17 protein-coding genes and 1 tRNA gene are annotated in these 24,678 nt (G+C 67.7%); 3 read left to right on the forward strand and 15 right to left on the reverse strand.

Features of this window, described 5'->3' with window-relative positions:
• The first annotated feature begins 290 nt into the window (after positions 1-290).
• Positions 291-2,405 (forward strand): PIG-L family deacetylase, encoded by a 2,115-nt coding sequence (locus tag FGW37_RS14095; protein WP_246430387.1) that lies wholly within the window; start codon positions 291-293, stop codon positions 2,403-2,405.
• A gap of 116 nt (positions 2,406-2,521) precedes the next feature.
• Here FGW37_RS14095 and tuf read toward each other — a convergent pair whose 3' ends face one another.
• The 14 genes from tuf to FGW37_RS14165 all read right to left on the reverse strand — a co-directional run bounded on the left by tuf (position 2,522) and on the right by FGW37_RS14165 (position 20,634).
• Complete coding sequence (gene tuf / locus FGW37_RS14100) at positions 2,522-3,715, reverse strand: elongation factor Tu (protein WP_058046830.1); 1,194 nt, start codon at positions 3,713-3,715, stop codon at positions 2,522-2,524.
• A gap of 165 nt (positions 3,716-3,880) precedes the next feature.
• Entirely contained in the window at positions 3,881-6,004 is a 2,124-nt protein-coding gene (gene fusA / locus FGW37_RS14105) for an elongation factor G (RefSeq protein WP_179081378.1), read from the reverse strand.
• A gap of 39 nt (positions 6,005-6,043) precedes the next feature.
• Positions 6,044-6,514 carry a 30S ribosomal protein S7 gene (rpsG, locus tag FGW37_RS14110; protein ID WP_004950419.1) on the reverse strand — a complete coding sequence of 157 codons (471 nt, stop codon included), beginning with the start codon at positions 6,512-6,514 and terminating at the stop codon, positions 6,044-6,046.
• 2 nt (positions 6,515-6,516) lie between these two features.
• The gene (gene rpsL / locus FGW37_RS14115) at positions 6,517-6,888 is read right to left on the reverse strand and encodes a 30S ribosomal protein S12 (RefSeq protein ID WP_003948652.1); all 372 of its coding nucleotides are present in this window, start codon (positions 6,886-6,888) and stop codon (positions 6,517-6,519) included.
• Between the two features lie 438 nt (positions 6,889-7,326).
• Positions 7,327-11,226, reverse strand: a complete 3,900-nt coding sequence (locus FGW37_RS14120) for a DNA-directed RNA polymerase subunit beta' (protein WP_179081379.1) — start codon at positions 11,224-11,226, stop codon at positions 7,327-7,329.
• 97 nt (positions 11,227-11,323) lie between these two features.
• A complete protein-coding gene (gene rpoB / locus FGW37_RS14125; RefSeq protein ID WP_179081380.1) occupies positions 11,324-14,806 on the reverse strand; it encodes a DNA-directed RNA polymerase subunit beta in 3,483 nt (1,160 codons plus the stop codon).
• Positions 14,807-15,378: 572 nt separating this feature from the next.
• Positions 15,379-15,765, reverse strand: coding sequence for a 50S ribosomal protein L7/L12 (gene rplL / locus FGW37_RS14130; protein ID WP_058046834.1), 387 nt, complete (start codon positions 15,763-15,765; stop codon positions 15,379-15,381).
• Between the two features lie 113 nt (positions 15,766-15,878).
• The gene (gene rplJ / locus FGW37_RS14135) at positions 15,879-16,409 is read right to left on the reverse strand and encodes a 50S ribosomal protein L10 (protein ID WP_058046835.1); all 531 of its coding nucleotides are present in this window, start codon (positions 16,407-16,409) and stop codon (positions 15,879-15,881) included.
• 293 nt (positions 16,410-16,702) lie between these two features.
• Positions 16,703-17,644, reverse strand: coding sequence for an SCO4651 family lipoprotein (locus tag FGW37_RS14140; RefSeq protein WP_179081381.1), 942 nt, complete (start codon positions 17,642-17,644; stop codon positions 16,703-16,705).
• 175 nt (positions 17,645-17,819) lie between these two features.
• Positions 17,820-18,536 carry a 50S ribosomal protein L1 gene (rplA, locus tag FGW37_RS14145; RefSeq protein WP_179081382.1) on the reverse strand — a complete coding sequence of 239 codons (717 nt, stop codon included), beginning with the start codon at positions 18,534-18,536 and terminating at the stop codon, positions 17,820-17,822.
• Between the two features lie 80 nt (positions 18,537-18,616).
• Complete coding sequence (rplK, locus tag FGW37_RS14150; RefSeq protein ID WP_058046838.1) at positions 18,617-19,051, reverse strand: 50S ribosomal protein L11; 435 nt, start codon at positions 19,049-19,051, stop codon at positions 18,617-18,619.
• 159 nt (positions 19,052-19,210) lie between these two features.
• The gene (gene nusG / locus FGW37_RS14155; RefSeq protein WP_179081383.1) at positions 19,211-20,080 is read right to left on the reverse strand and encodes a transcription termination/antitermination protein NusG; all 870 of its coding nucleotides are present in this window, start codon (positions 20,078-20,080) and stop codon (positions 19,211-19,213) included.
• Between the two features lie 81 nt (positions 20,081-20,161).
• Positions 20,162-20,452: a preprotein translocase subunit SecE gene (gene secE, locus FGW37_RS14160; RefSeq protein WP_030368429.1), complete on the reverse strand. Its 291-nt coding sequence runs from the start codon at positions 20,450-20,452 to the stop codon at positions 20,162-20,164.
• Positions 20,453-20,561: 109 nt separating this feature from the next.
• Positions 20,562-20,634, reverse strand: a tRNA-Trp gene (locus FGW37_RS14165).
• Positions 20,635-20,898: 264 nt separating this feature from the next.
• Between FGW37_RS14165 and FGW37_RS14170 the strand changes: the two genes are divergently transcribed.
• Positions 20,899-22,149 (forward strand): pyridoxal phosphate-dependent aminotransferase, encoded by a 1,251-nt coding sequence (locus FGW37_RS14170; protein WP_179081384.1) that lies wholly within the window; start codon positions 20,899-20,901, stop codon positions 22,147-22,149.
• 163 nt (positions 22,150-22,312) lie between these two features.
• Complete coding sequence (locus FGW37_RS14175; protein ID WP_246430388.1) at positions 22,313-23,332, forward strand: adenosine deaminase; 1,020 nt, start codon at positions 22,313-22,315, stop codon at positions 23,330-23,332.
• 27 nt (positions 23,333-23,359) lie between these two features.
• On the opposite strand, the gene FGW37_RS14180 is transcribed toward FGW37_RS14175, so the two are convergent.
• On the reverse strand, positions 23,360-24,415 hold the full coding sequence (locus FGW37_RS14180) for a UDP-N-acetylmuramate dehydrogenase (RefSeq protein ID WP_179081386.1): 1,056 nt from the start codon (positions 24,413-24,415) through the stop codon (positions 23,360-23,362).
• Positions 24,416-24,678: the final 263 nt, after the last annotated feature.

A 24,678-nucleotide genomic window follows, 5' to 3' on the forward strand; every position in this document is an offset into this window, starting at 1 on the left:
ACAGTGTGCCATACGTGCCCGAAGAGGCGCCAATCGCGGCCGAAGACGGTACCCCGACCGGCTCAGTTGTCAAACCACCTCGCCGACATACGGGACACTATGGCTCTTACACCTCGACCGCCGCTCGGGTCCCGCAGGTCACCTGCTCCACGCCTGCCCGGACTCCGGGAAATCCGCATTTTGCCGGGGTTTGCCGCGGCCCCGGGCAACCGCCGCGCTCCCCCCGCCGTCCCCTAACACGCCGGGGCGGCAGGGGACCGCGTGCTGCACAACGGGACGGAGTCATGTAGTTGAACATCTCACAGCACATGGTGATATCCCGCCGGACCGCGCTCGCCGGCCTGGCCGCCGCCACGGCGGCCGTCGCGGCGGGGTGCAGCGGAGGGGGCGGCAAGAAGCCCAAGGCCTCCCCCGACCCCATAAGAGCTGTGGACCCCAGCGCCACCCAGTCCTTCACCAACGCCGGAAACTCCCTGCTGCTGCAGGTCATGGCGCACCCCGACGACGACCTGTATTTCATGAGCCCCGACGCCGAGCACATCGTGCGGGCCGGGGTCCCCGTCGTCTCGGTCTACGTCACGGCCGGTGAGGCCGTGGGGCAGAACTGGATCGAGGGCATGCCCAAGACCAGACCCGACAAGGCGGCCTACTCCTCCGCGCGCCACCAGGGCCTGCGCCAGGCGTACGCCGAGATGATCGGCCTGGACCGGTTCACGGCCTGGAAGAAGTCCGTCTTGGACCTGGGCGGCGGCGCCCTGGCCGAGACGAACGAGCTCACCAACGGCAGGCGCAAGGCCCAGCTGATCTTCCTCAACATCGCCATGCTCTCGGCCGGCGAGATGCGGCTGCCCCTGCTGTGGGAGCGGCCCGAGGGCGAGATGCAGTCGCTCGTCGCCACCGGCTCGCCGTGCACGTCCTCCAGCACCTACCGGCACGGCACGCTGGTGGATGCCCTCGCCACGATCATGGACCGGTTCCGGCCCACCGTGGTCCACACCATGGACCCGGACCCCGACTACCAGGTCCACGACGCCACCCACCCCAAGGACAACGACTACGGGGCCTGCTCCGACCACCGCGACCACACCCCGACCGCGCTCTTCACCTGGAAGGCGCTCTCCCAGTGGGTGGCCGACACCACCAAGCGCGAGGGCCACCCGCCCCGCTTCGTGACCACGGCCTTCCGCGGGTACTACAACCAGCGCTGGCCGCACAACCTCCCGCCCGAGGTCATAGAGCAGAAGCACCGCCTGGTCGAGGCGTACGGCGGCGACCCCGCGTGGGAGTGCGGCAACCCCGCCGGCTGCGGCGACTACGGCCAGGGCGGCGACCGCCCCATGAAGAACCGCAAGGGCTGGATCCGCTCCACCCACTACCGCTACCAGGGCCCCACCACCGCGCTGGGCACCGACAAGGCCGGCCGCCTGGAGGCCTTCGGCGTGCTGGGCACCCAGGCCGTGCGCTGGCAGGAGACCTCCTCCGGCAGCGGCCGCTGGAGCGAGCCGCAGAACCTCGGCGGCGGGCCCCTCGCGCCCGCCCTCGCGGCCGTGCAGGACTCCCAGGGGCGCCGGCTGCTGTTCGCCCTGCGGTTCTCCGCCCTCACCGGGCAGGGCCGCCCCGACACCCGCGAGATCGTCGTCCTGGAGCAGCGCTCCCCCGGCGGCCCCTTCAAGGCCTGGACCGGCCTCGGCAACCCCGAGCAGCGCCCCGACCGCGGCCGCCGCGTGGGCGTGCCGGCCGCCGTCGCCACCCCCGACGGGCGCGTGCACCTCTTCGTCCGCAACGCGGGCAAGGGCGTCTCCGGCCGGGTGCGCGAGGCCGACGGCACCTGGGGGAAGTGGCAGAGCCTGCACGGGCAGGAGATCCAGGACGGGCTCACCGCCGTGCTGGACGGGGAGGAGCGCGTCCACGTCTTCGGCACCGGCCGCGACACCGTCCACCACTGGACGCAGGACGCGCCGGGCAAGCCGGTCCGCTACGCGCCCCTGAAGGGCCTGCCGCAGCCGGGCGGGCTCCCTGGTGCGGCGCTCGGCCCCGAGGGCGCCCTGGCCCTCGTCTACCGCTCCCCCGCGGCCGTCGAGCCGGTGGTCCACACCTTCACGCCGGGCTCCGAGGAGATCCGCACCGCCGAGCTGCCGGACTTCGCGGGCTACGGGCCGCTCTCCGCGCACACCCTGCCCGTCCGGGGCGGGCAGGACGCGGTGATGGTGCTCGGGCGGGCGGTGAACGGCGAGATACAGCTCATCGACGGCTCGGGCGACTCCGAGCCCGTGCGCTCCGACGCGAAGCTCGTGCCCGTGGGTACCTCCGCGATGACCACGGACGCCGGCCACCGGCTGTGCGTCGCCGGGATGAGCCCGGACGCGCGGCCGTGGATCTGGCGCCCGGAGCTCCCGCACACCTGATACGGCTGTACGGCGTTCACCCGTACAGCTGATTTCGCCCGTACGGGCGCATGCGAGAAGGCCCCGCACATCCGAGGATGTGCGGGGCCTTCTCAGACCTTCAAGTAAGGGAAAGCTTACTTGTTGATCTTGGTGACCTGGCCGGCGCCGACGGTGCGGCCGCCCTCACGGATGGTGAAGCGCAGGCCCTCCTCCATCGCGACGGGCTGGATCAGGGAGACGGACATCTCGGCGTTGTCGCCGGGCATGACCATCTCGGTGCCCTCGGCGAGGGTCACAACACCGGTCACGTCAGTCGTACGGAAGTAGAACTGCGGACGGTAGTTGTTGAAGAACGGGGTGTGGCGGCCACCCTCGTCCTTCGACAGGATGTAGGCCGTGGCCTCGAACTCGGTGTGCGGGGTGACCGAACCCGGCTTGATGATGCACTGGCCGCGCTCGACGTCCTCGCGCTTGATGCCACGGAGGAGCAGACCGACGTTCTCACCGGCCTGGCCCTCGTCGAGCAGCTTGCGGAACATCTCGATGCCGGTGACCGTGGTGGTGGTCTTCTCGGTCTTGATGCCGATGATGTCGACGGTCTCGTTGACCTTCAGGACACCACGCTCGATACGACCGGTGACGACGGTGCCACGACCGGTGATCGTGAAGACGTCCTCGATCGGCATCAGGAACGGCTTGTCGACGTCACGCTCGGGCTGCGGGATGTTCTCGTCGACAGCCTTCATCAGGCCGAGGAGCTTCTCGCCCCACTCCTTGTCGCCCTCGAGCGCCTTGAGCGCCGAGACCTGGACGACCGGAGCGTTGTCGCCGTCGAACTCGTACTCGTTGAGGAGCTCACGGACCTCGAGCTCGACGAGCTCCAGGATCTCCTCGTCGTCCACCATGTCGGCCTTGTTCAGGGCGACAACGATGTACGGAACGCCGGACTGGCGGGCCAGGAGCACGTGCTCCTTGGTCTGCGGCATCGGACCGTCGGTCGCGGCGACCACGAGGATCGCGCCGTCCATCTGGGCGGCACCGGTGATCATGTTCTTGATGTAGTCCGCGTGACCCGGGCAGTCAACGTGGGCGTAGTGACGCGACTCGGTCTGGTACTCGACGTGCGCGATCGAGATGGTGATACCGCGCTGACGCTCCTCCGGGGCCTTGTCGATCTCGTCGAAAGGCGTGAAGGGGTTCAGGTCCGGGTACGCGTCGTGCAGCACCTTGGTGATCGCCGCGGTAAGAGTGGTCTTACCGTGGTCGACGTGACCGATGGTGCCGATGTTGACGTGCGGCTTAGTCCGCTCGAACTTCGCCTTCGCCACTGGGGTCCTCCTGGGGAGTGGTTCTGTACGCCTGGATTGGGTCGGCGCCAGGGATCTTTGCTGGGGTGCCGTCCGCCGGGGCACACCGCCACGGTTTGCGGTGGTATGCCCCGACAGTCGGTGTCAAGCCTAAAGCGTGAGCTTCGTCTGTGGAGACGGAGCTGATTACTCGCCCTTGGCCTTCGCGATGATCTCCTCGGCGACGTTCCGCGGAACCTCGGCGTAGGAGTCGAACTGCATCGAGTAGCTTGCGCGACCCGAAGTCTTGCTGCGGAGGTCTCCGACGTAGCCGAACATCTCCGACAGCGGAACCAGGCCCTTGACGAGCTTGGCGCCGTGACGGTCCTCCATGGCCTGGATCTGGCCACGGCGGGAGTTGATGTCACCGATGACATCACCCATGTAGTCCTCGGGGGTGGTGACCTCGACGGACATCATCGGCTCGAGCAGAGCCGGGGACGCCTTACGAGCACCCTCCTTGAACGCCATGGAACCGGCGATCTTGAACGCCAGCTCGGAGGAGTCGACGTCGTGGTAGGCACCGTCGAGCAGCGTCACCTTGACGCCGGTCAGCGGGTAGCCGGCCAGAACACCGAACTCCATGGCCTCCTGGCAGCCGGCGTCCACGGACGGGATGTACTCCCGCGGGATGCGGCCACCGGTGACCTTGTTCTCGAACTCGTAACCGTCGCCCTCGAGGGGCTCGATCGCCATCTGCACCTTGGCGAACTGGCCGGAACCACCAGTCTGCTTCTTGTGCGTGTAGTCGATGCGCTCGACGGCCTTGCGGATCGTCTCGCGGTACGCGACCTGCGGCTTGCCGACGTTGGCCTCGACCTTGAACTCACGCTTCATACGGTCGACCAGCACGTCGAGGTGCAGCTCGCCCATACCCGCGATGATGGTCTGGCCCGTCTCCTCGTCCGTGTGGACCTGGAAGGACGGGTCCTCCTCGGCGAGACGCTGGATCGCGACGCCGAGCTTCTCCTGGTCGCCCTTGGACTTGGGCTCGATGGCGACCTGGATGACCGGGGCCGGGAAGTCCATCGACTCGAGGATCACCGGGTTCGCGGAGTCGCAGAGGGTCTCACCGGTGGTGGTCTGCTTCAGACCCATGACGGCGACGATGTCACCGGCACCCACCGACTCGATCTCCTCACGCTTGTTCGCGTGCATCCGGTAGATCTTGCCGATGCGCTCCTTCTTGCCCTTGACGGAGTTCTGCACCTGGGTGCCCGCCGTCATGCGGCCCGAGTAAACCCGGACGAAGGTGAGCTTGCCGAGGTGCGGGTCGCTCATGATCTTGAAGGCAAGGCCGGCGAAGGGCTCTTCGTCGGACGGCTTGCGCTTCACGACCTCGTCGGCGTTGTTGACCGCGTGGCCCTCAACGGCCTCGATGTCCAGCGGCGACGGCAGGTAGCGGACCACGGCGTCGAGCAGGGGCTGAACGCCCTTGTTCTTGAACGCGGTACCACAGAACACCGGGGTGACGGTGACGGAGTCGCCGCCGCCCTTCGACGCGAGGGTGATGCGGCGGATGGCCGCCATCAGCTGCTCCTCGGTGGGCTCCTGGCCCTCGAGGAAGAGCTCCATCATCTCTTCGTCGTTCTCGGCGACGCCCTCGAGGAGCTTGCCGCGCCATTCCTCGGCAGCCTCGATGTGGGTGTCCGGGATGTCGACGACGTCGTACATCTCGCCCTTGGCGGCCTCGGCGGACCAGACCAGCGCCTTCATCTGGACGAGGTCGACCACGCCCTTGAAGTCGGCCTCGGTGCCGATCGGCAGCTGCATGACCAGCGGAACCGCGCCCAGGCGGTCGACGATCATGTCGACGCAGCGGTGGAACTCGGCACCCGTACGGTCCAGCTTGTTGACGAAGCAGATGCGCGGCACGCCGTAGCGGTCCGCCTGACGCCAAACGGTCTCGGACTGGGGCTCGACACCGGCAACGCCGTCGAACACCGTCACGGCACCGTCGAGCACGCGCAGGGAGCGCTCCACCTCGACGGTGAAGTCGACGTGACCCGGGGTGTCGATGATGTTGATGGTGTGGTCGACGTTGTCGAGCGGCCAGTGGCAGGTGGTGGCAGCGGACGTGATCGTGATGCCACGCTCCTGCTCCTGCTCCATCCAGTCCATCGTGGCAGCGCCGTCGTGGACCTCACCGATCTTGTACGAAACACCGGTGTAGAACAGGATCCGCTCGGTGGTGGTCGTCTTGCCCGCGTCGATGTGGGCCATGATCCCGATGTTGCGGACCTTGGCCAGGTCAAGCGAAGTGGTGGCCATATGGCTCAGTCTTCTCTCGGTTCTCGATGGGGGTAGCGACTACCAGCGGTAGTGCGCGAAGGCCTTGTTGGACTCGGCCATCTTGTGCGTGTCCTCACGCTTCTTGACCGAAGCGCCGAGGCCGTTCGAGGCGTCCAGCAGCTCGTTCATGAGGCGCTCGGTCATGGTCTTCTCGCGACGGGCGCGGGAGTACCCGACCAGCCAGCGCAGCGCCAGGGTGGAGGCGCGGCCCGGACGGACCTCGACCGGCACCTGGTAGGTGGCGCCACCGACGCGGCGGGACTTGACCTCGAGAGCCGGCTTCACGTTCTCGAGAGCGCGCTTGAGGGTGATGACCGGGTCGTTACCGGTCTTCTCGCGCAGACCCTCCATGGCGCCGTACACGATGCGCTCGGCGGTGGAGCGCTTGCCGTGCAGGAGGATCTTGTTGATCAGCGACGTCACCAGAGGGGAGCCGTAAACCGGGTCGATGATGACCGGGCGCTTCGGGGCGGGGCCCTTACGAGGCATTCTTACTTCTCCTTCTTGGCGCCGTAGCGGCTGCGAGCCTGCTTACGGTTCTTGACGCCCTGCGTGTCGAGGGAACCGCGGATGATCTTGTAGCGAACACCCGGAAGGTCCTTCACACGGCCACCGCGCACGAGCACGATGGAGTGCTCCTGCAGGTTGTGGCCCTCACCCGGAATGTAAGCGGTGACCTCGATGCCGGAGGTCAGACGCACACGCGCGACCTTACGGAGCGCCGAGTTCGGCTTCTTCGGGGTGGTCGTGAAAACACGCGTGCAGACGCCGCGGCGCTGGGGCGAACCCTCGAGTGCGGGCGTCTTGTTCTTCTCGACCTTGTCCTGCCGGCCCTTCCGGACCAGCTGCTGGATCGTAGGCACCGTTTCTCCGGTTTCTGTGTGCCGATCACGATAAAACTAACCTGGAACCCGCCGACCCACGCGGTCGGGCGTGTCGAAGGCCGCAGACCCCTGCCGGTGTACGGAAGGGCGCAGATTTCGGTGTCTTCGACCGCATCGGACCGAAAAGATCCGAGAGGTCCGGTCTCCCGCGCGGACTGTGGGCACGCACGAGAGCCCAGGGACACCCCAGGCACAAGGTCAGAGCCTACCTAGCGCATGGGCTGCGGTCAAAACAAATGCACACGCGGAGGACACCCCGATGTGCTGCATATGTGGGGGTTTCCCGGGTCTGCGGGAGGTCCGTGTCGCGCGTATGGGTGAAATCACGCGGCCGGCGCTCCCCCGGGCACGTCCCCGGTACGCCGCAGGGCGGCCACCCCGGTGGGGTGACCGCCCTGTGGACGTACCGCTTGCGACTTACTGGTTGTACGGACCGTAGTCGTAGTCCTCCAGCGGGACCGCCTGGCCGGAGCCGGTGCCGAAGGGCGAGTAGTCGATGTCGTCGTAACCGACGGCCGAGTACATCGCGGCCTTGGCCTCCTCGGTGGGCTCCACCCGGATGTTGCGGTAGCGGGACAGGCCCGTACCGGCCGGGATGAGCTTACCGATGATGACGTTCTCCTTGAGGCCGATCAGGGAGTCCGACTTGGCGTTGATCGCCGCGTCGGTGAGCACCCGGGTCGTCTCCTGGAAGGACGCCGCCGACAGCCACGACTCGGTGGCGAGCGAAGCCTTGGTGATACCCATCAGCTGCGGACGGCCGGAGGCGGGGTGACCGCCCTCGGTGACCACACGACGGTTCTCGCCCTCGAAGCGCGAGCGCTCCACGAGCTCGCCCGGCAGCAGCTCCGCGTCGCCGGACTCGATGATGGTCACGCGGCGCAGCATCTGCCGGATGATGATCTCGATGTGCTTGTCGTGGATCGACACGCCCTGCGAGTTGTAGACCTTCTGGACCTCGCCGACCAGGTGGACCTGGACGGCGCGCTGACCCAGGATGCGCAGCACGTCGTGCGGGTTGGTGGCACCCACGGTGAGCTTCTGGCCCACCTCGACGTGCTCACCCTCGCTGACCAGCAGACGGGCACGCTTGGAGATCGGGAACGCCGTCTCCTCGCTGCCGTCGTCCGGGGTGACGATGAGCTTCTTGGTCTTCTCGGTCTCCTCGATGCGGATGCGGCCGGCCGCCTCCGAGATCGGGGCGACACCCTTGGGCGTACGGGCCTCGAAGAGCTCGACGACACGGGGCAGACCCTGGGTGATGTCGTCACCGGCCACACCACCGGTGTGGAAGGTACGCATCGTCAGCTGGGTACCGGGCTCACCGATGGACTGGGCGGCGATGATGCCGACCGCCTCACCGATGTCCACCAGCTTGCCGGTCGCCAGCGAGCGGCCGTAGCAGAAGGCACAGGTGCCGACCGCGGACTCACAGGTGAGGACCGAACGGGTCTTGACCGTCTCGACGCCGTTGGCGACGAGCTGGTCGATGAGCACGTCACCGAGGTCGACGTTGGCCGGCGCGATGACCTTGCCGTCGATGACGACGTCCTCGGCCAGCATGCGGGCGTAGACGCTGGTCTCGACGTCCTCGGCCTTGCGCAGCACGCCGTCGGCACCGCGGGACGCGATCTGCAGCTTGAGGCCGCGCTCGGTGCCGCAGTCCTCCTCGCGGATGATGACGTCCTGCGAGACGTCCACGAGACGACGGGTCAGGTAACCCGAGTCGGCGGTACGCAGGGCGGTGTCCGCGAGACCCTTACGGGCACCGTGGGTGGAGATGAAGTACTCCAGCACGGAGAGACCCTCACGGAACGACGCCTTAATGGGTCGCGGAATGGTCTCGTTCTTCGCGTTCGACACCAGACCACGCATACCGGCGATCTGCCGCATCTGCATCATGTTTCCTCGGGCACCCGAGTCAACCATCATGAAGATGGGGTTCGTCTTGGGGAAGTTCGCGTTCATCGCCTCGGCGACCTCGTTGGTCGCCTTGGTCCAGATCGCGATGAGCTCCTGCGTGCGCTCGTCCTTGGTGATCAGACCGCGCTCGTACTGCTTCTGGACCTTCTCGTCCTGGGCCTCGTAGCCCTTGACGATCTCCTTCTTGGCCTCCGGCACGACGATGTCGGAAACCGCGACGGTGACGCCGGAACGGGTCGCCCAGTGGAAGCCGGCCGCCTTCAGGTTGTCGAGCGTCGCCGCCACGATGACCTTGGGGTAGCGCTCGGCCAGGTCGTTGACGATCTCGGAGAGCTGCTTCTTGCCCACCGAGTAGTCGACGAACGGGTAGTCCTCGGGCAGCAGCTCGTTGAAGAGCGCGCGGCCCAGGGTGGTGCGCAGGCGGAAGCTGTCGCCCTGCTGCCACTCCGGCTCGCCCTCCTCGGCGACCGGGGGAACCCAGCCGCGCGGGGGAACGGTGCCGATCGGGAAGCGGATGTCGACCTTCGCCTGGAGCGAGAGCTCACGGGCGTCGAACGCCATGATCGCCTCGGCGACCGAGCCGAAGGACCGGCCCTCACCGATGACCTTGCGCTCTTCCTCGTCGGTGGTGAGGAAGAACAGACCGAGCACCATGTCCTGGGTCGGCATGGTGACCGGACGGCCGTCGGCCGGCTTGAGGATGTTGTTCGAGGACAGCATCAGGATGCGGGCCTCGGCCTGCGCCTCCGCGGAGAGCGGCAGGTGGACGGCCATCTGGTCACCGTCGAAGTCCGCGTTGAACGCGGTGCAGACGAGCGGGTGGATCTGGATGGCCTTGCCCTCGACCAGCTGCGGCTCGAAGGCCTGGATGCCGAGGCGGTGCAGGGTGGGCGCACGGTTCAGCAGCACCGGGTGCTCGGCGATGACCTCTTCGAGGACGTCGTACACCACGGTGCGGCCGCGCTCGACCATGCGCTTGGCCGACTTGATGTTCTGCGCGTGGTTCAGGTCGACCAGGCGCTTCATCACGAACGGCTTGAAGAGCTCCAGCGCCATGGCCTTGGGCAGACCGCACTGGTGCAGCTTCAGCTGCGGACCGACGACGATGACGGAACGGGCCGAGTAGTCGACTCGCTTACCGAGCAGGTTCTGACGGAATCGACCCTGCTTGCCCTTCAGCATGTCGCTGAGGGACTTCAGCGGGCGGTTACCGGGACCGGTGACCGGGCGACCGCGGCGGCCGTTGTCGAACAGCGCGTCGACGGCCTCCTGCAGCATCCGCTTCTCGTTGTTCACGATGATCTCGGGGGCACCGAGGTCAAGGAGACGCTTGAGGCGGTTGTTGCGGTTGATCACACGGCGGTACAGGTCGTTCAGGTCGGAGGTCGCGAAGCGGCCACCGTCCAGCTGCACCATCGGACGCAGGTCCGGCGGGATCACGGGGATGCAGTCCAGCACCATGCCGCTGGGGCTGTTGCGGGTCTGCAGGAAGGCGGAGACGACCTTGAGGCGCTTGAGCGCACGGGTCTTCTTCTGGCCCTTGCCGGTCCGGATGATCTCGCGGAGGCGCTCGGCCTCCTCGTCGAGGTCGAAGGACTCCAGGCGCTTCTGCAGCGCGGCGGCGCCCATCGCACCCATGAAGTAGGTGCCGAAGCGGTCGCGCAGCTCGCGGTAGAGCAGCTCGTCGCCCTCGAGGTCCTGGACCTTGAGGTTCTTGAAGCGGTTCCAGACCTCGTCCAGACGGTCGATCTCGCGCTGCGCACGGTCGCGCAGCTGCTTCATCTCACGCTCGGCGCCCTCGCGCACCTTGCGGCGCACGTCGGCCTTGGCACCCTCGGCCTCCAGCTCGGCCAGGTCGGCCTCGAGCTTCTTGGCACGGGCCTCGAGGTCGGCGTCGCGGCGCTGCTCGATCTGCTGGCGCTCGACGGAGACGTGGGCCTCCAGCGAGGGCAGGTCGCGCGTACGGCGCTCCTCGTCCACCCACGTGATCATGTAGGCGGCGAAGTAGATGACCTTCTCGAGGTCCTTCGGGGCGAGGTCGAGCAGGTAGCCCAGACGCGACGGAACGCCCTTGAAGTACCAGATGTGGGTGACGGGAGCGGCCAGCTCGATGTGGCCCATCCGCTCACGGCGCACCTTGGCGCGGGTGACCTCGACGCCACAGCGCTCACAGATGATGCCCTTGAAGCGGACACGCTTGTACTTGCCGCAGTAGCACTCCCAGTCCCGGGTCGGACCGAAGATCTTCTCGCAGAAGAGTCCGTCCTTTTCGGGCTTGAGGGTGCGGTAGTTGATGGTCTCCGGCTTCTTGACCTCGCCGTGGGACCAGGTTCGGATGTCGTCCGCGGTCGCCAGGCCGATCCGCAGCTCGTCGAAGAAGTTGACGTCGAGCACTGTTCGTCAATCCCTCTTTCAGGGTCGTGTCTTCATCAGTGGTCTGAGGGGGTCCGGGGACGACGGGGGGCTCGTGGCGAGCCCCCCGTCAGACCCGTCAGACCTCTTCGACGCTGCTCGGCTCGCGCCGGGACAGGTCGATACCGAGCTCTTCCGCAGCGCGGAAGACGTCCTCGTCCGTGTCGCGCATCTCGATGGACATGCCGTCCGAGGACAGCACCTCCACGTTGAGGCAGAGGGACTGCATTTCCTTGATGAGCACCTTGAAGGACTCGGGAATGCCGGGCTCGGGGATGTTCTCGCCCTTGACGATGGCCTCGTAGACCTTCACGCGGCCGGTGACGTCGTCGGACTTGATGGTCAGCAGCTCCTGGAGGGCGTACGCGGCGCCGTATGCCTCCAGCGCCCACACCTCCATCTCACCGAAGCGCTGGCCACCGAACTGAGCCTTACCACCCAGCGGCTGCTGGGTGATCATGGAGTACGGGCCGGTCGAACGGGCGTGCAGCTTGTCGTCGACCAGGTGGTGCAGCTTGAGGATGTACATGTACCCGACGGAGATCGGGTCCGGGAACGGCTCGCCGGAGCGGCCGTCGAACATCCGGGCCTTGCCGGACGGGAGCACCATGCGCTCGCCGTCGCGGTTCGGGATCGTGGACTCGAAGAGACCGGCGATCTCGTCCTCGCGGGCGCCGTCGAAGACCGGGGTCGCGACGTTGGTGCCCGGCGCGACGTCGTCGGCGCCGATGGCCTGCAGGCGCTTCATCCAGTCCTCGTCGCCCTCGACCTTCCAGCCGCGGCTGGCGAGCCAGCCGAGGTGGATCTCGAGGACCTGGCCCGGGTTCATTCGGGACGGGACACCGAGCGGGTTGAGGATGATGTCGACCGGGGTGCCGTCCTCGAGGAACGGCATGTCCTCGACCGGGAGGATCTTGGAGATGACACCCTTGTTGCCGTGACGGCCGGCGAGCTTGTCACCGTCGGTGATCTTGCGCTTCTGGGCGACGTAGACGCGGACCAGCTGGTTCACGCCCGGGGGAAGCTCGTCCCCCTCCTCGCGGTCGAAGACGCGGACGCCGATGACCTTGCCGATCTCGCCGTGCGGGACCTTCAGCGAGGTGTCACGGACCTCACGGGCCTTCTCACCGAAGATCGCGCGGAGCAGGCGCTCCTCCGGGGTCAGCTCGGTCTCACCCTTCGGGGTGACCTTGCCGACCAGGATGTCGCCGGCGACGACCTCGGCACCGATGCGGATGATGCCGCGCTCGTCGAGGTCGGCGAGGACCTCCTCGGAGACGTTCGGGATGTCCCGGGTGATCTCCTCCGGGCCGAGCTTGGTGTCACGGGCGTCGACCTCGTGCTCCTCGATGTGGATCGAGGAGAGGACGTCGTCCTGGACGAGGCGCTGCGACAGGATGATCGCGTCCTCGTAGTTGTGACCCTCCCACGGCATGAAGGCCACGAGCAGGTTCTTGCCGAGGGCCATCTCGCCCTCGTCCGTGGACGGGCCGTCGGCGAGCACCTGGCCGGCGATGACGCGGGCGCCCTCGTCGACGACGACCTTCTGGTTGAAGGACGTGCCCTGGTTGGAGCGCGAGAACTTCGCGACCCGGTAGGTGTTGTACGTGCCGTCGTCGTTGGCCACCGTGACGTAGTCGGCGGAGACCTCCTGGACGACACCGTCCTTCTCGGCCTTGATGACGTCACCGGCGTCGACCGCGCAGCGGTACTCCATGCCGGTGCCGACCAGCGGCGCCTCGGCCTTGATCAGCGGAACGGCCTGGCGCATCATGTTCGATCCCATGAGCGCGCGGTTGGCGTCGTCGTGCTCGAGGAACGGGATCATGGCGGTCGCGACCGACACCATCTGGCGCGGGGAGACGTCCATGTAGTCGACGTCGTCGCCGGCGATGTAGTCGATCTCGCCGCCACGGCGGCGGACCAGCACGCGGGCCTCGGCGAAGCGCATGTCCTCGGTGAGGGCGGCGTTCGCCTGGGCGATGACGAAGCGGTCTTCCTCGTCGGCAGTCAGGTAGTCGACCTCGTCCGTGACGACGCCCTCGACGACCTTGCGGTACGGGGTCTCGACGAAGCCGAACGCGTTGACGCGGCCGTAGGAGGCGAGCGAGCCGATCAGACCGATGTTCGGGCCTTCGGGCGTCTCGATCGGGCACATGCGGCCGTAGTGCGACGGGTGAACGTCACGGACCTCGAAGCCGGCCCGCTCACGGGAGAGACCACCCGGGCCCAGCGCCGACAGACGGCGCTTGTGGGTCAGACCCGACAGCGGGTTGGTCTGGTCCATGAACTGGGACAGCTGGCTGGTGCCGAAGAACTCCTTGATGGAGGCGACGACCGGCCGGATGTTGATCAGGGTCTGCGGCGTGATCGCCTCGACGTCCTGGGTGGTCATACGCTCGCGGACGACGCGCTCCATACGAGCCAGACCCGTGCGGACCTGGTTCTGGATGAGCTCGCCGACGTTGCGCAGACGACGGTTGCCGAAGTGGTCGATGTCGTCGGTCTCGACGACGATCGAGGTGCCGTTCTCGCCGACCGTCTCCAGCTCACCGGCGTGCAGCTTGACCAGGTACTTGATCGTCGCGATGACGTCGTCCGTGGTCAGCACACCGGCGTCGAGGGGGGCCTCCGCGCCGAGCTTCTTGTTGACCTTGTAGCGGCCGACCTTCGCGAGGTCGTAGCGCTTGGGGTTGAAGTAGAGGTTCTCGAGCAGCGTCTGCGCGGCCTCACGCGTCGGGGGCTCGCCCGGGCGCAGCTTGCGGTAGATGTCGAGCAGCGCGTCGTCCTGGCCCTGGGTGTGGTCCTTCTCCAGGGTGGCGCGCATGGACTCGTACTCGCCGAACTCCTCGAGGATCTGCTCGGTGGTCCAGCCGAGAGCCTTCAGGAGGACGGTAACGGACTGCTTGCGCTTGCGGTCGATGCGGACACCGACCATGTCGCGCTTGTCGACCTCCATCTCCAGCCAGGCACCCCGGGACGGGATGATCTTGGCCGTGAAGATGTCCTTGTCGGACGTCTTGTCGATGGAGGAGTCGAAGTAGACGCCGGGCGAGCGGACCAGCTGCGAGACGACGACACGCTCGGTGCCGTTGATGCAGAAGGTGCCCTTGTTGGTCATGAGCGGGAAGTCGCCCATGAAGACCGTCTGAGACTTGATCTCACCGGTCTCGTTGTTCGTGAACTCGGCGGTGACGAAGAGCGGGGCCGCGTACGTGAAGTCGCGCTCCTTGCACTCGTCGATCGAGTTCTTCGGGGGCTCGAAACGGTGGTCGCGGAAGGTCAGCGACATCGACCCGGAGAAGTCCTCGATCGGGGAGATCTCCTCGAAGATCTCCTCCAGACCGGACTTGGTGGGGACGTCCTGACCAGACTCCAGCGCAGCCTCGACGCGAGCCTTCCAGGCGGCATTGCCGAGCAGCCAGTCGAAGCTCTCGGTCTGCAGCGCAAGGAGGTTCGGAACCTCGAGGGGCTCCTTGATCTTCGCAAAAGAGATGCGCAGCGGGGCGGTGCTGGCGCCGTTGTTCGTATTGGCAGTCGAGGCGTTGCGCGAGGCGGCCAAGAGGGGGTCCTTCCGAGGGCTCGGACTCACTACGCGCGTACCGGCCCCACTCCGTGCATCGATAAGAAATCCCAGGTCAGCGGGTTTCCATCAGCAGTGCTCGACAGTGGGCATGCCCCTGGTGACGGGCAGGGAGCAGCTAACAGGCAGCGCAAAGGGTCAGTGTAGCCACTTGGCCCACTGATGTCCAGAGCGGATATGCGGAGACCGGTGCGATACCAATCTCTCCCTCCGGGATCCTGTTGTCCCTCGCTGTGCGGCGGACGCCTGCAGGCATCGCCTGACGCAAGACTTCCCAGTTCGCCTTCGATCCATGCCTCGGACGGTGGACCGATGTGGCGACGCGTCCTGAGAATTGCGCGCCCCGTCGCGTTCGTCAAGGCCCACGACCCCTCCGGGAGGGCAACGAAGATCACCATACTCGCCCCCGGGACGTGCTCGGCGCAGCCGTCCGGGGAAACGCCGAAGGGCGACCACCCGCATGGGTGATCGCCCTTCGACTACCGGCTACCGCCGGCGGAAAGAGTCAGACGACTCGCGCCATGCGCCCGAAGGCGCATGGACCAGAGGCCTTACTTGACCTCGACGGAGGCGCCGGCGCCCTTGAGGGCCTCGGCGGCCTTCTCCGCGGCGTCCTTGGCGACCTTCTCGAGGACCGGCTTCGGGGTGCCGTCGACGAGGTCCTTGGCCTCCTTCAGGCCCAGGGAGGTCAGCTCACGGACGACCTTGATGACCTGGATCTTCTTGTCACCGGCGGCGGTGAGGATGACGTCGAACTCGTCCTTCTCCTCGACCTCGGCGGCAGCGGCGCCACCGGCGGCACCGGCGACCATGACCGGCGCGGCAGCGGCGGCGGTGACGTCGAACTTCTCCTCGAACGCGGACACGAAGGCCGCGAGCTCGATGAGGGTCATCTCCTCGAACTGCGCGAGCAGCTCGTCCTGGGTCAGCTTCGCCATGGTGGCGGGTCCTTCCACTAAATCGGCAGGTGCCGGATGTACATGTCGGCGGGCGTGCGGCCCGCTGCGATCAATGCCGCCCTTGTGCGGCACCGATCAATGCGCGAGCCGAATTACTCGGCACCGCCCTGCTCGGCGAGCTTGGCGCGCAGCGCGTCCGCAGTGCGGACGAGCTTCGTCGGCAGCGCCTGGAAGAGCGAGGCAGCCTGAGACTGCTTGCCCTTCATGGCACCGGCCAGCTTGCTGAGCAGAACCTCGCGGGACTCGAGGTCCGCAAGCTTCTTGATCTCATCGGCGGACAGCGCCTTACCGTCAAGGACACCGCCCTTGATGATGAGGTTGGGGTTCTCCTTGGCGAAGTCACGAAGACCCTTCGCCGACTCCACCGGGTCACCGGTGACGAAGGCAACCGCCGTCGGGCCAGCGAAGAGCTGGTCCTCCAGCGTGATCCCGGCCTCACGGGCCGCGATCTGGGTGAGCGTGTTCTTCACCACGGCGTACTGCGCGTTCTCACCGAGCGAACGGCGCAGCGTCTTGAGCTGCGCCACGGTGAGACCGCGGTACTCGGTCAGCACAGCGGCATTCGAGCTACGGAACTTGTCCGTCAGCTCGGCAACCGCAGCAGCCTTGGCGGACGTCGCCATGAGCCTCGGCCTCCTTCCGGGTGATTCGGGACCGCTATGCGAAGGGACTTGGGCAAAACGAAACGCCCCGGCGCAGGCGCTCGGGGCGTAACTCGACCGCTTCGACCCGAAGTCGTCGCGGGAGTGCATCCTCAAATCACCTGCGCAGGTCGCCCGCAGCTAGCGGATCCTTCGGCCACCACACCTCTTTGCAGAGGCACAGCAACGACCAGCGGTCTTTGGCTTCTGCAAGAAGGTACGCGAAGGGGGTGCCCGGAGGCAAATCGGCCCCCGGGCGGCGGTTTCCCCGCAGGTCAGGAGGACAGCGACGGGGTGTCGCCGGTCTCCTTCATCTTCTTGATCTTCTCCAGCAGGTCGACGGTCTGCTCCGCCGGAGGCGCCTGGACGTCGGCCTTGGCCCCGAAGTCGGAGAGGTTCTGGGTGATCTCCATCCGGCCCTTGACGGTGTCCATGTTCATGACCAGCTTCACGGGGAGGTCGTCGGAGTTCACCCAGACGTCCATGTCGTACTGCGTGATGCCGGCCTGCTTGATCGAGTCCAGCAACTGCTGCCGGTCCTTCTCGTCGAGGCCCTCGAGGCTCTTGTTGGACTTCACGGCCTCGTCCGCGGTGAGCGTGCCCTTGTAGTGCCGGGCCTGCTTCCCCTCGACCGTCTCCTCGCCGACCAGCTTGACGTTGGGCGACTCCTTGAGCAGCGCCATCTGCTTGGCCGGGTCCTGGCTCTGCCCCTGCCCGCCGCCCATGAGCTGCTGGAGGGCCTTCGAGTCGCCGCCGGACTCCTTGGCCATCTCCGCGACGTCCATCTTGAGCCAGCGCTTGCCGTCGTTCTTGGCAGCGGCCTCCGGGCCCACGTCCGTGTAGGTGACGCTGCCGATCGTGATGACCCGGCTCTCGGCGGCAGCGCCGTCCTTCCCGGGCAGCCCGGCCACGCGCTGGTCCACGACGGCGGGGTCCCACCCCATGACACCGGAGGACTCCAGGGTCACGGGCTGATCGCCCAGACCCGGCACCTTCATGGTCATTTTGAACTTGGCGGACTTCACCGACTGCGTCTTCCTGAAGGCCGCGTTGACGGCCTCGGCCGCCACCCCCGCCGCCGCAGGCTTCTCCGCCTTGGTGGAGGCCCCTGAGGCGCCCTTGTCGTCCTTCTCGCCGCCGCCGCAGGCCGTGACGCCGGCCAGCAGGGCCACGGCCGTCACGGACAGGCCCAGGCGCTTCCAGGTGGACTCGTGCATGTCCTTGCCCCCCTCTACTCAAAAGCGATCAATGTGAACGTTAGTTCACCTCACCGGCGGATACCCCGGACAACCGCATCGAAGACGTTAAAAACGCGAGCAGGCCCCGCATCTCACAGGAGATGCGGGGCCTGCTCGTTCGCTTACGCGCAGAGGCGTCGTGATCCGGTCAGGATCAGACGGCCTCGTCCTCGACGAGGAGGTTGCGGGTGCGGTTCGGGTCCAGCGGGATGCCGGCGCCCATGGTGGTGGTCAGGGTCGCCTTCTTGATGTAGCGGCCCTTCGCGGCGGACGGCTTGAGGCGGGTGATCTCCTCGAGCGCCGCGGCGTAGTTCTCCACCAGCTTGGTCTCGTCGAAGGAGACCTTGCCGATGATGAAGTGCAGGTTCGAGTGCTTGTCGACGCGGAACTCGATCTTGCCGCCCTTGATGTCCGTGACAGCCTTCGCCACGTCCGGGGTGACCGTGCCGGTCTTCGGGTTCGGCATCAGACCACGCGGACCGAGCACGCGGCCGAGGCGGCCGACCTTGCCCATGAGGTCCGGGGTGGCGACGACGGCGTCGAAGTCCAGACGGCCCTTCGCGACCTCGTCGATGAGCTCGTCGGCGCCGACGATGTCGGCGCCCGCGGCACGCGCGGCCTCGGCACGGTCGCCGGTCGCGAAGACCAGGACCCGGGCGGTCTTACCGGTGCCGTGCGGAAGGTTCACGGTGCCGCGGACCATCTGGTCGGCCTTGCGCGGGTCGACGCCCAGACGCATGGCAACCTCGACGGTCGCGTCGAACTTGGTGGCGGAGGTGTCCTTCGCCAGGCGGACGGCCTCGAGCGGGGCGTACAGACGCTCCCGGTCGATCTTCGCGTCCACGTTGCGAAGAGTCTTGCTGCGCTTCACTGAAACTCCTCAGTGGTGATTGGAGTCGTGGTACGGGCCGGCGCTGGCCCTTCCACGGGGTGCTGCCAGGGGGGTGGAGGTCAGCCCTCGACCGTGATGCCCATGGAACGGGCGGTGCCGGCGATGATCTTCGACGCGGCGTCCAGGTCGTTGGCGTTCAGGTCGGGCATCTTGGTCGTGGCGATCTCACGGACCTGCGCCTCGGTGATCTTGGCGACCTTGGTCTTGTGCGGCTCGCCCGAGCCCTTGTCCACGCCCGCGGCCTTGAGGATCAGCTTCGCGGCCGGCGGAGTCTTGGTCACGAAGGTGAAGGAACGGTCCTCGTAGACCGTGATCTCCACCGGCACGACCATGCCACGCTGCGACTCGGTCGCGGCGTTGTAGGCCTTGCAGAACTCCATGATGTTGACGCCGTGCTGGCCCAGCGCGGGGCCGACCGGCGGAGCCGGGTTCGCGGCACCGGCGCTGATCTGGAGCTTGATAAGCCCCGTGACCTTCTTCTTCTTGGGAGGCATTGCTCTCTCCGGGTCCTAGTGAGAGTTTTTTGCCTGCGCACAGTGCGCGCAGGCATACCGCACCACGATAACGGGTAACATGCTGCGGCCAAAAACCGAGCAGGTCAGACGGGCTTTATCAGCCCGTCTGACCTGTTCGGAGGCGTTTGTTCAGAAGTGTCAGTTCTTCTGGATCTGGTCGAAGCTGAGCTCGACCGGGGTCTCGCGACCGAAGATCTCGACGAGGCCCTTGACCTTCTTCGAGTCGGCGTTGATCTCGTTGATCGTGGCCTGCAGGGTCGCGAACGGACCGTCGGTGACGGTGACCGAGTCGCCCACCTCGAAGTCCAGCACCTGGACCTCGACCTTGCGCTGCGGCGCCGGCTTGCCCTCGGCCTCGGCGGCCTCGCGGGCGGCCTTCTCCTCGGCCTCCGGGGCGAGCATCTTGACGATCTCGTCCAGCGTCAGCGGGTAGGGGTCGTAGGCGTTGCCGACGAAGCCGGTGACGCCCGGGGTGTTGCGGACGACGCCCCAGGACTCGTTCGTCAGGTCCATGCGCACCAGGACGTAGCCCGGGAGCTTGTTCTGGCGGACGGTGCGGCGGTCGCCGTTCTTGATCTGGACGACCTCTTCCTGCGGCACCTCGGCCTGGAAGATGTAGTCCTCGACGTTCAGCGAGACGGCGCGCTGCTCGAGGTTGGTCTTCACGCGGTTCTCGTAACCGGCGTAGGTGTGGATGACGTACCACTCGCCGGGCAGGCCGCGGAGCTCTTCGCGCAGGGCCGCGATGGGGTCGACGGCGGGCTCTTCCTCGGCGGCCTCTTCGGCCTCGTCCTCGGCGGCCTCGTCGGACTCGACGTGGAGAGCGGCCTCCTCGGCCGGCTCGCCCGCAGCGGCTTCCTCGGCGTCGAGCTCGTCGGCGGCGTCGGCGCCCTCGACGATCTCCTGCGCGGTGTCGTCGCCCTCGACCTCTGCCGAGGCGGCGGCATCCACGTCGGCCTCTGCCGCCTCGACGGGCTCGACGGCGTCGTTCAGGTTCGGGTCAGACACGTGGCTGCTTCTTCCTGGCTACAAGGGGTGGAACGTGCGAAAGGGGCGGCCCGCCTCACGGCAGCCGCCCTACCCGCGGATTCAGCCGAAGACGTACTTGACGGCGTTGGTGAATCCATAGTCAATCACGGTGACCAGGCCAATGACGATGACGACAAAGACGATCACCACAGTGGTGTACGTCGACAGCTGGCCCCGGGTGGGCCAGACGACCTTGCGGAGCTCGGCGACGATCTGGCGGTAGAACAGCGCGAGGCGGCCGAAGGGGCCCTTCTTCCCGCGCTTCCCGCCACGGCGGCCCTTCTTGGCGGCCACCTCGTCCTCGGGACGACCGCTCTCAGGCGTCGCGGTGGAGCCAAGGGCTTCCGTCACTACGTCCTCACCTGAATCCGGGTCGTGAGCCGTGCCGCGCCCGGTTGAGCCGCACGGCGGTGCATTTCAGTACGTACGCACGCACGCACCCTGGTGACGATGCGTGTAGCAGGGCCGAAGGGACTTGAACCCCCAACCGCTGGTTTTGGAGACCAGTGCTCTACCAATTGAGCTACGACCCTTTGTGGTTTCCCCAACGTACCGCATCCGAGCGTTCGCACGGTGTGTGCGGAGCCGGATTGCGGCCGGTGAGGGCCAACGACGAGTGAGTGTACGTGGTCCTGGGGCGTGCGTCGAACAGCTTGTGCCGCGACGGGTCGCGGAGCCCTGCCGGAATGGCTTCTTCCGGGGCTTGTGGACCGTACGTGGACCGTACGTGGACCGTACGCGAAGCCATATGGGAAACGGGTGCTCCCGCTTCGTCCCCCGTCTGCAACGATGCCCCCATGACCGCTGCGACTCCTCCTTCCGAGCCCTCCGTCCAGTCCCCCACCGAGCGCCGGGTGTCGACCCGCATCGGGTCGATCTCCGAGTCCGCGACGCTCGCCGTCGACGCCAAGGCCAAGGCCCTCAAGGCCGCCGGCCGCCCGGTGATCGGCTTCGGTGCAGGCGAGCCCGACTTCCCGACCCCCGGCTACATCGTCGAGGCCGCGGTGGAGGCCTGCCGCGACCCGAAGAACCACCGCTACACGCCCGCCGGCGGCCTGCCCGAGCTGAAGGCCGCCATCGCCGCCAAGACGCTGCGCGACTCCGGCTACCAGGTCGAGGCCTCGCAGGTGCTGGTCACCAACGGCGGCAAGCAGGCCATCTACGAGGCCTTCGCCGCGATCCTCGACCCGGGCGACGAGGTCATCGTCCCGGCGCCGTACTGGACCACGTACCCCGAGTCCATCCGGCTGGCCGGCGGCGTCCCCGTCGACGTCGTCGCCGACGAGACCACCGGCTACCGCGTCTCGGTGGAGCAGCTGGAGGCCGCCCGCACCGAGCGGACGAAGGTGCTGCTCTTCGTCTCCCCGTCGAACCCGACCGGCGCTGTGTACTCGCGCGAGCAGGTGGAGGCCGTCGGCCGCTGGGCCGCGGAGCACGGGCTGTGGGTGCTGACGGACGAGATCTACGAGCACCTCGTCTACGGCGACGCCGAGTTCTCGTCGCTGCCGGTCGTGGTGCCGGAGCTCCGCGACAAGTGCATCGTCGTCAACGGCGTCGCCAAGACGTACGCCATGACCGGATGGCGGGTCGGGTGGGTCATCGCCCCGCAGGACGTGATCAAGGCCGCGACGAACCTGCAGTCGCACGCCACGTCGAATGTGTCCAACGTCGCACAGCGGGCCGCGATCGCCGCGGTCGCGGGTGACCTGTCCGCCGTCGACGAGATGAAGCTCGCCTTCGACCGGCGCCGCCGCACGATCGTGCGCATGCTCAACGAGATCGACGGCGTCTTCTGCCCCGAGCCGGAGGGTGCCTTCTACGCGTACCCGTCGGTCAAGGAGCTCCTGGGCAAGGAGATCCGCGGCAAGCGGCCCGCCACGTCCGTGGAGCTCGCCGCGCTGATCCTGGAAGAGGTCGAGGTCGCGGTGGTGCCGGGCGAGGCCTTCGGCACGCCGGGGTACCTGCGGCTGTCCTACGCGCTGGGCGACGAGGACCTCGTCGAGGGCGTCTCGCGGATCCAGAAGCTCCTGGCGGAGGCCAGGGCCTAGGTCTTGGGCTTGGCCTTGGGCTTGGGCTTGGGCTTGGCTTTCGTGCATACGGGCTCCCGGCTGGTGCCGGGGGCCCGTATTCGTTTTCGGGGCGGCGCCCGTTAAGGGGGCCGTTGAGACAAACTCCCTTCCGGTTGGCCTGTGCATGCGGCAGGATCTGCGAATGGAGAGTGTTCGTGACGTCCGATTGCTGCCGAAGGCCCATCTGCACCTGCACTTCACCGGGTCGATGCGGTCCGACACCCTGCTGGAGCTCGCCGACAAGTACGGGGTGCACCTCCCGGAAGCACTGAGCAGCGGTGAGCCCCCGAAGCTGCGGGCGACGGACGAGCGGGGCTGGTTCCGGTTCCAGCGGCTGTACGACATCGCGCGGTCGTGCCTGCGGGCCCCGGAGGACATTCAGCGGCTCGTGCGGGAAGCCGCGGAGGAGGACGTCCGGGACGGGGCCGGGTGGCTGGAGATCCAGGTCGATCCGACGTCGTACGCGCCGCGGCTGGGCGGGCTCATCCCCGCTCTGGAAATCATCCTCGACGCGGTCGAGACCGCTTCGAAGGAGACCGGCCTGGGCATGCGGGTGCTCGTCGCCGCCAATCGCATGAAGCACCCGCTGGATGCGCGGACGCTCGCGCGGCTCGCCGTGCGGTTCGCCGACCGGGGCGTGGTCGGGTTCGGGCTCTCCAACGACGAGCGGCGCGGCCTCGCGCGCGACTTCGACCGCGCCTTCGAGATCGCCCGTGAAGGCGGGCTGCTGGCCGCGCCCCACGGGGGCGAGCTGGCGGGCCCGAGCAGCGTGCGGGACTGCCTCGACGACCTGCACGCGTCGCGCGTCGGGCACGGGGTGCGGGCCGCGGAGGATCCGCGGCTTCTGCGGAAGCTCGCCGAGCGGGGGGTGACGTGCGAGGTGTGCCCGTCGTCGAACGTCGCCCTCGGCGTCTACGAGAAGCCGGGCGACGTGCCCCTGCGCGCCCTGTGGGACGCCGGCGTGCCGATAGCTCTCGGCGCGGACGACCCCCTGCTCTTCGGCTCGCGGCTCGCCGCGCAGTACGAGCTGGTGCGGGAGCACCACGGCTTCACCGATGCCGAGCTGGCGGAGCTGGCGCGGCAGTCGGTACGGGGGTCGGCTGCGCCGGAGGCTGTGCGGGCGGGGTTGCTGCGGGGGATCGAGGACTGGCTCGCCGGCTGACGCGGCTCGCCATTCAAAAGGCCGCTCTTACAGTGCCACGCCGACCGTGACCGGCTCGTTCACCAGGGTCACCCCGAACGCCTCGTGGACGCCGGCTCGGACCTCGCGGGCCAGGGCCAGGAGGTCTTCGGTCGTGGCCTCGCCCCGGTTCGTCAGAGCGAGCGTGTGCTTCGTGCTGATGCGCGCCGGGCCCGCCCCGTACCCCTTCGTGAAGCCCGCCTTGTCGATCAGCCAGGCCGCCGAGGTCTTCATGAACCCCTCCCCCGCCGGGTACGCCGGAGGCGCCACGTCCGGGCCGAGCCGGTCCGCCACGCGGTCCAGGAACGCCGCGTGCTCCGCCTCGGTCAGGATCGGGTTGCAGAAGAACGAGCCCGCCGACCACGTGTCGTGGTCCTCCGGGTCGAGGACCATGCCCTTGCCCGCGCGCAGCTTGAGGACCGTCTCGCGGGCCTGGTCCGCGGGGACGCGGTCGCCGGCCTCGACGCCGAGGGCGCGGGCGGTCTCCGGGTAGCGGATGGGGGCGGACATGCCGTCCGCGTCCTCCAGCTCGAAGCGGACGCGGAGGACGACGTAGCGGGCGGAGTCCTGCTTGAAACGGCTGTGGCGGTAGGAGAAGGCGCACTCGGCGTCGGTGAGCGTCACCGTCTCGCCGGTACGGCGGTCGTAGGCGACGACCTCGGTGATCGTCTGGGCGACGTCCTGGCCGTAGGCGCCGACGTTCTGGATGGGGGTGGCGCCGGCGGAGCCGGGGATGCCGGCGAGGCATTCGATGCCGGCGAGGCCGGCTTCGACGGTGCGGGCGACGGCGTCGGACCAGTTCTCGCCGGCGGCCAGTTCGAGGCTGGTGCCGTTCAGGGTGAAGCCGGTGGTCGCGATGCGCAGGGCGGTGCCCTCGAAGCCCTTGTCGGAGATGACGAGGTTGCTGCCGCCGCCGATGATCAGCAGCGGGGTGGCGGTCTCGTCGGCCTCGCGGACGGCGGCGATCACCTCGGCGTCGGTGGTGGCCGTGATCAGGCGGGTGGCCGGGCCGCCGAGCCTGAAGGTGGTCAGGGGGGCGAGGGGGGCGTCGTGTCGTTCCTGCACCAGACCAGGGTACGGGTGGGTCGGGCACGGTGGTCCGGGGCCGGGGGCCGGGGGCTCCGGGGGTGTTTCGGAATCGGATATTTTACGGGCGGAACCGTCTGCCGGACCGGGCACCCGGCGCGCCGCCCACAAATATCCGGCAGCATTCCGAAACACCCCCTGCGCCCCCGTCCCCCTCCCGTAGTCGGTTCCTCCTCAGCGCGTCGCCGCTTGAGCGCGTCGCGCTTGTCTGGTGCAGCACGCACTTTCAGTAACGGGCGGGT

Source organism: Streptomyces rectiverticillatus (genome assembly GCF_013394065.1).
Taxonomy (GTDB): domain Bacteria; phylum Actinomycetota; class Actinomycetes; order Streptomycetales; family Streptomycetaceae; genus Streptomyces; species Streptomyces rectiverticillatus.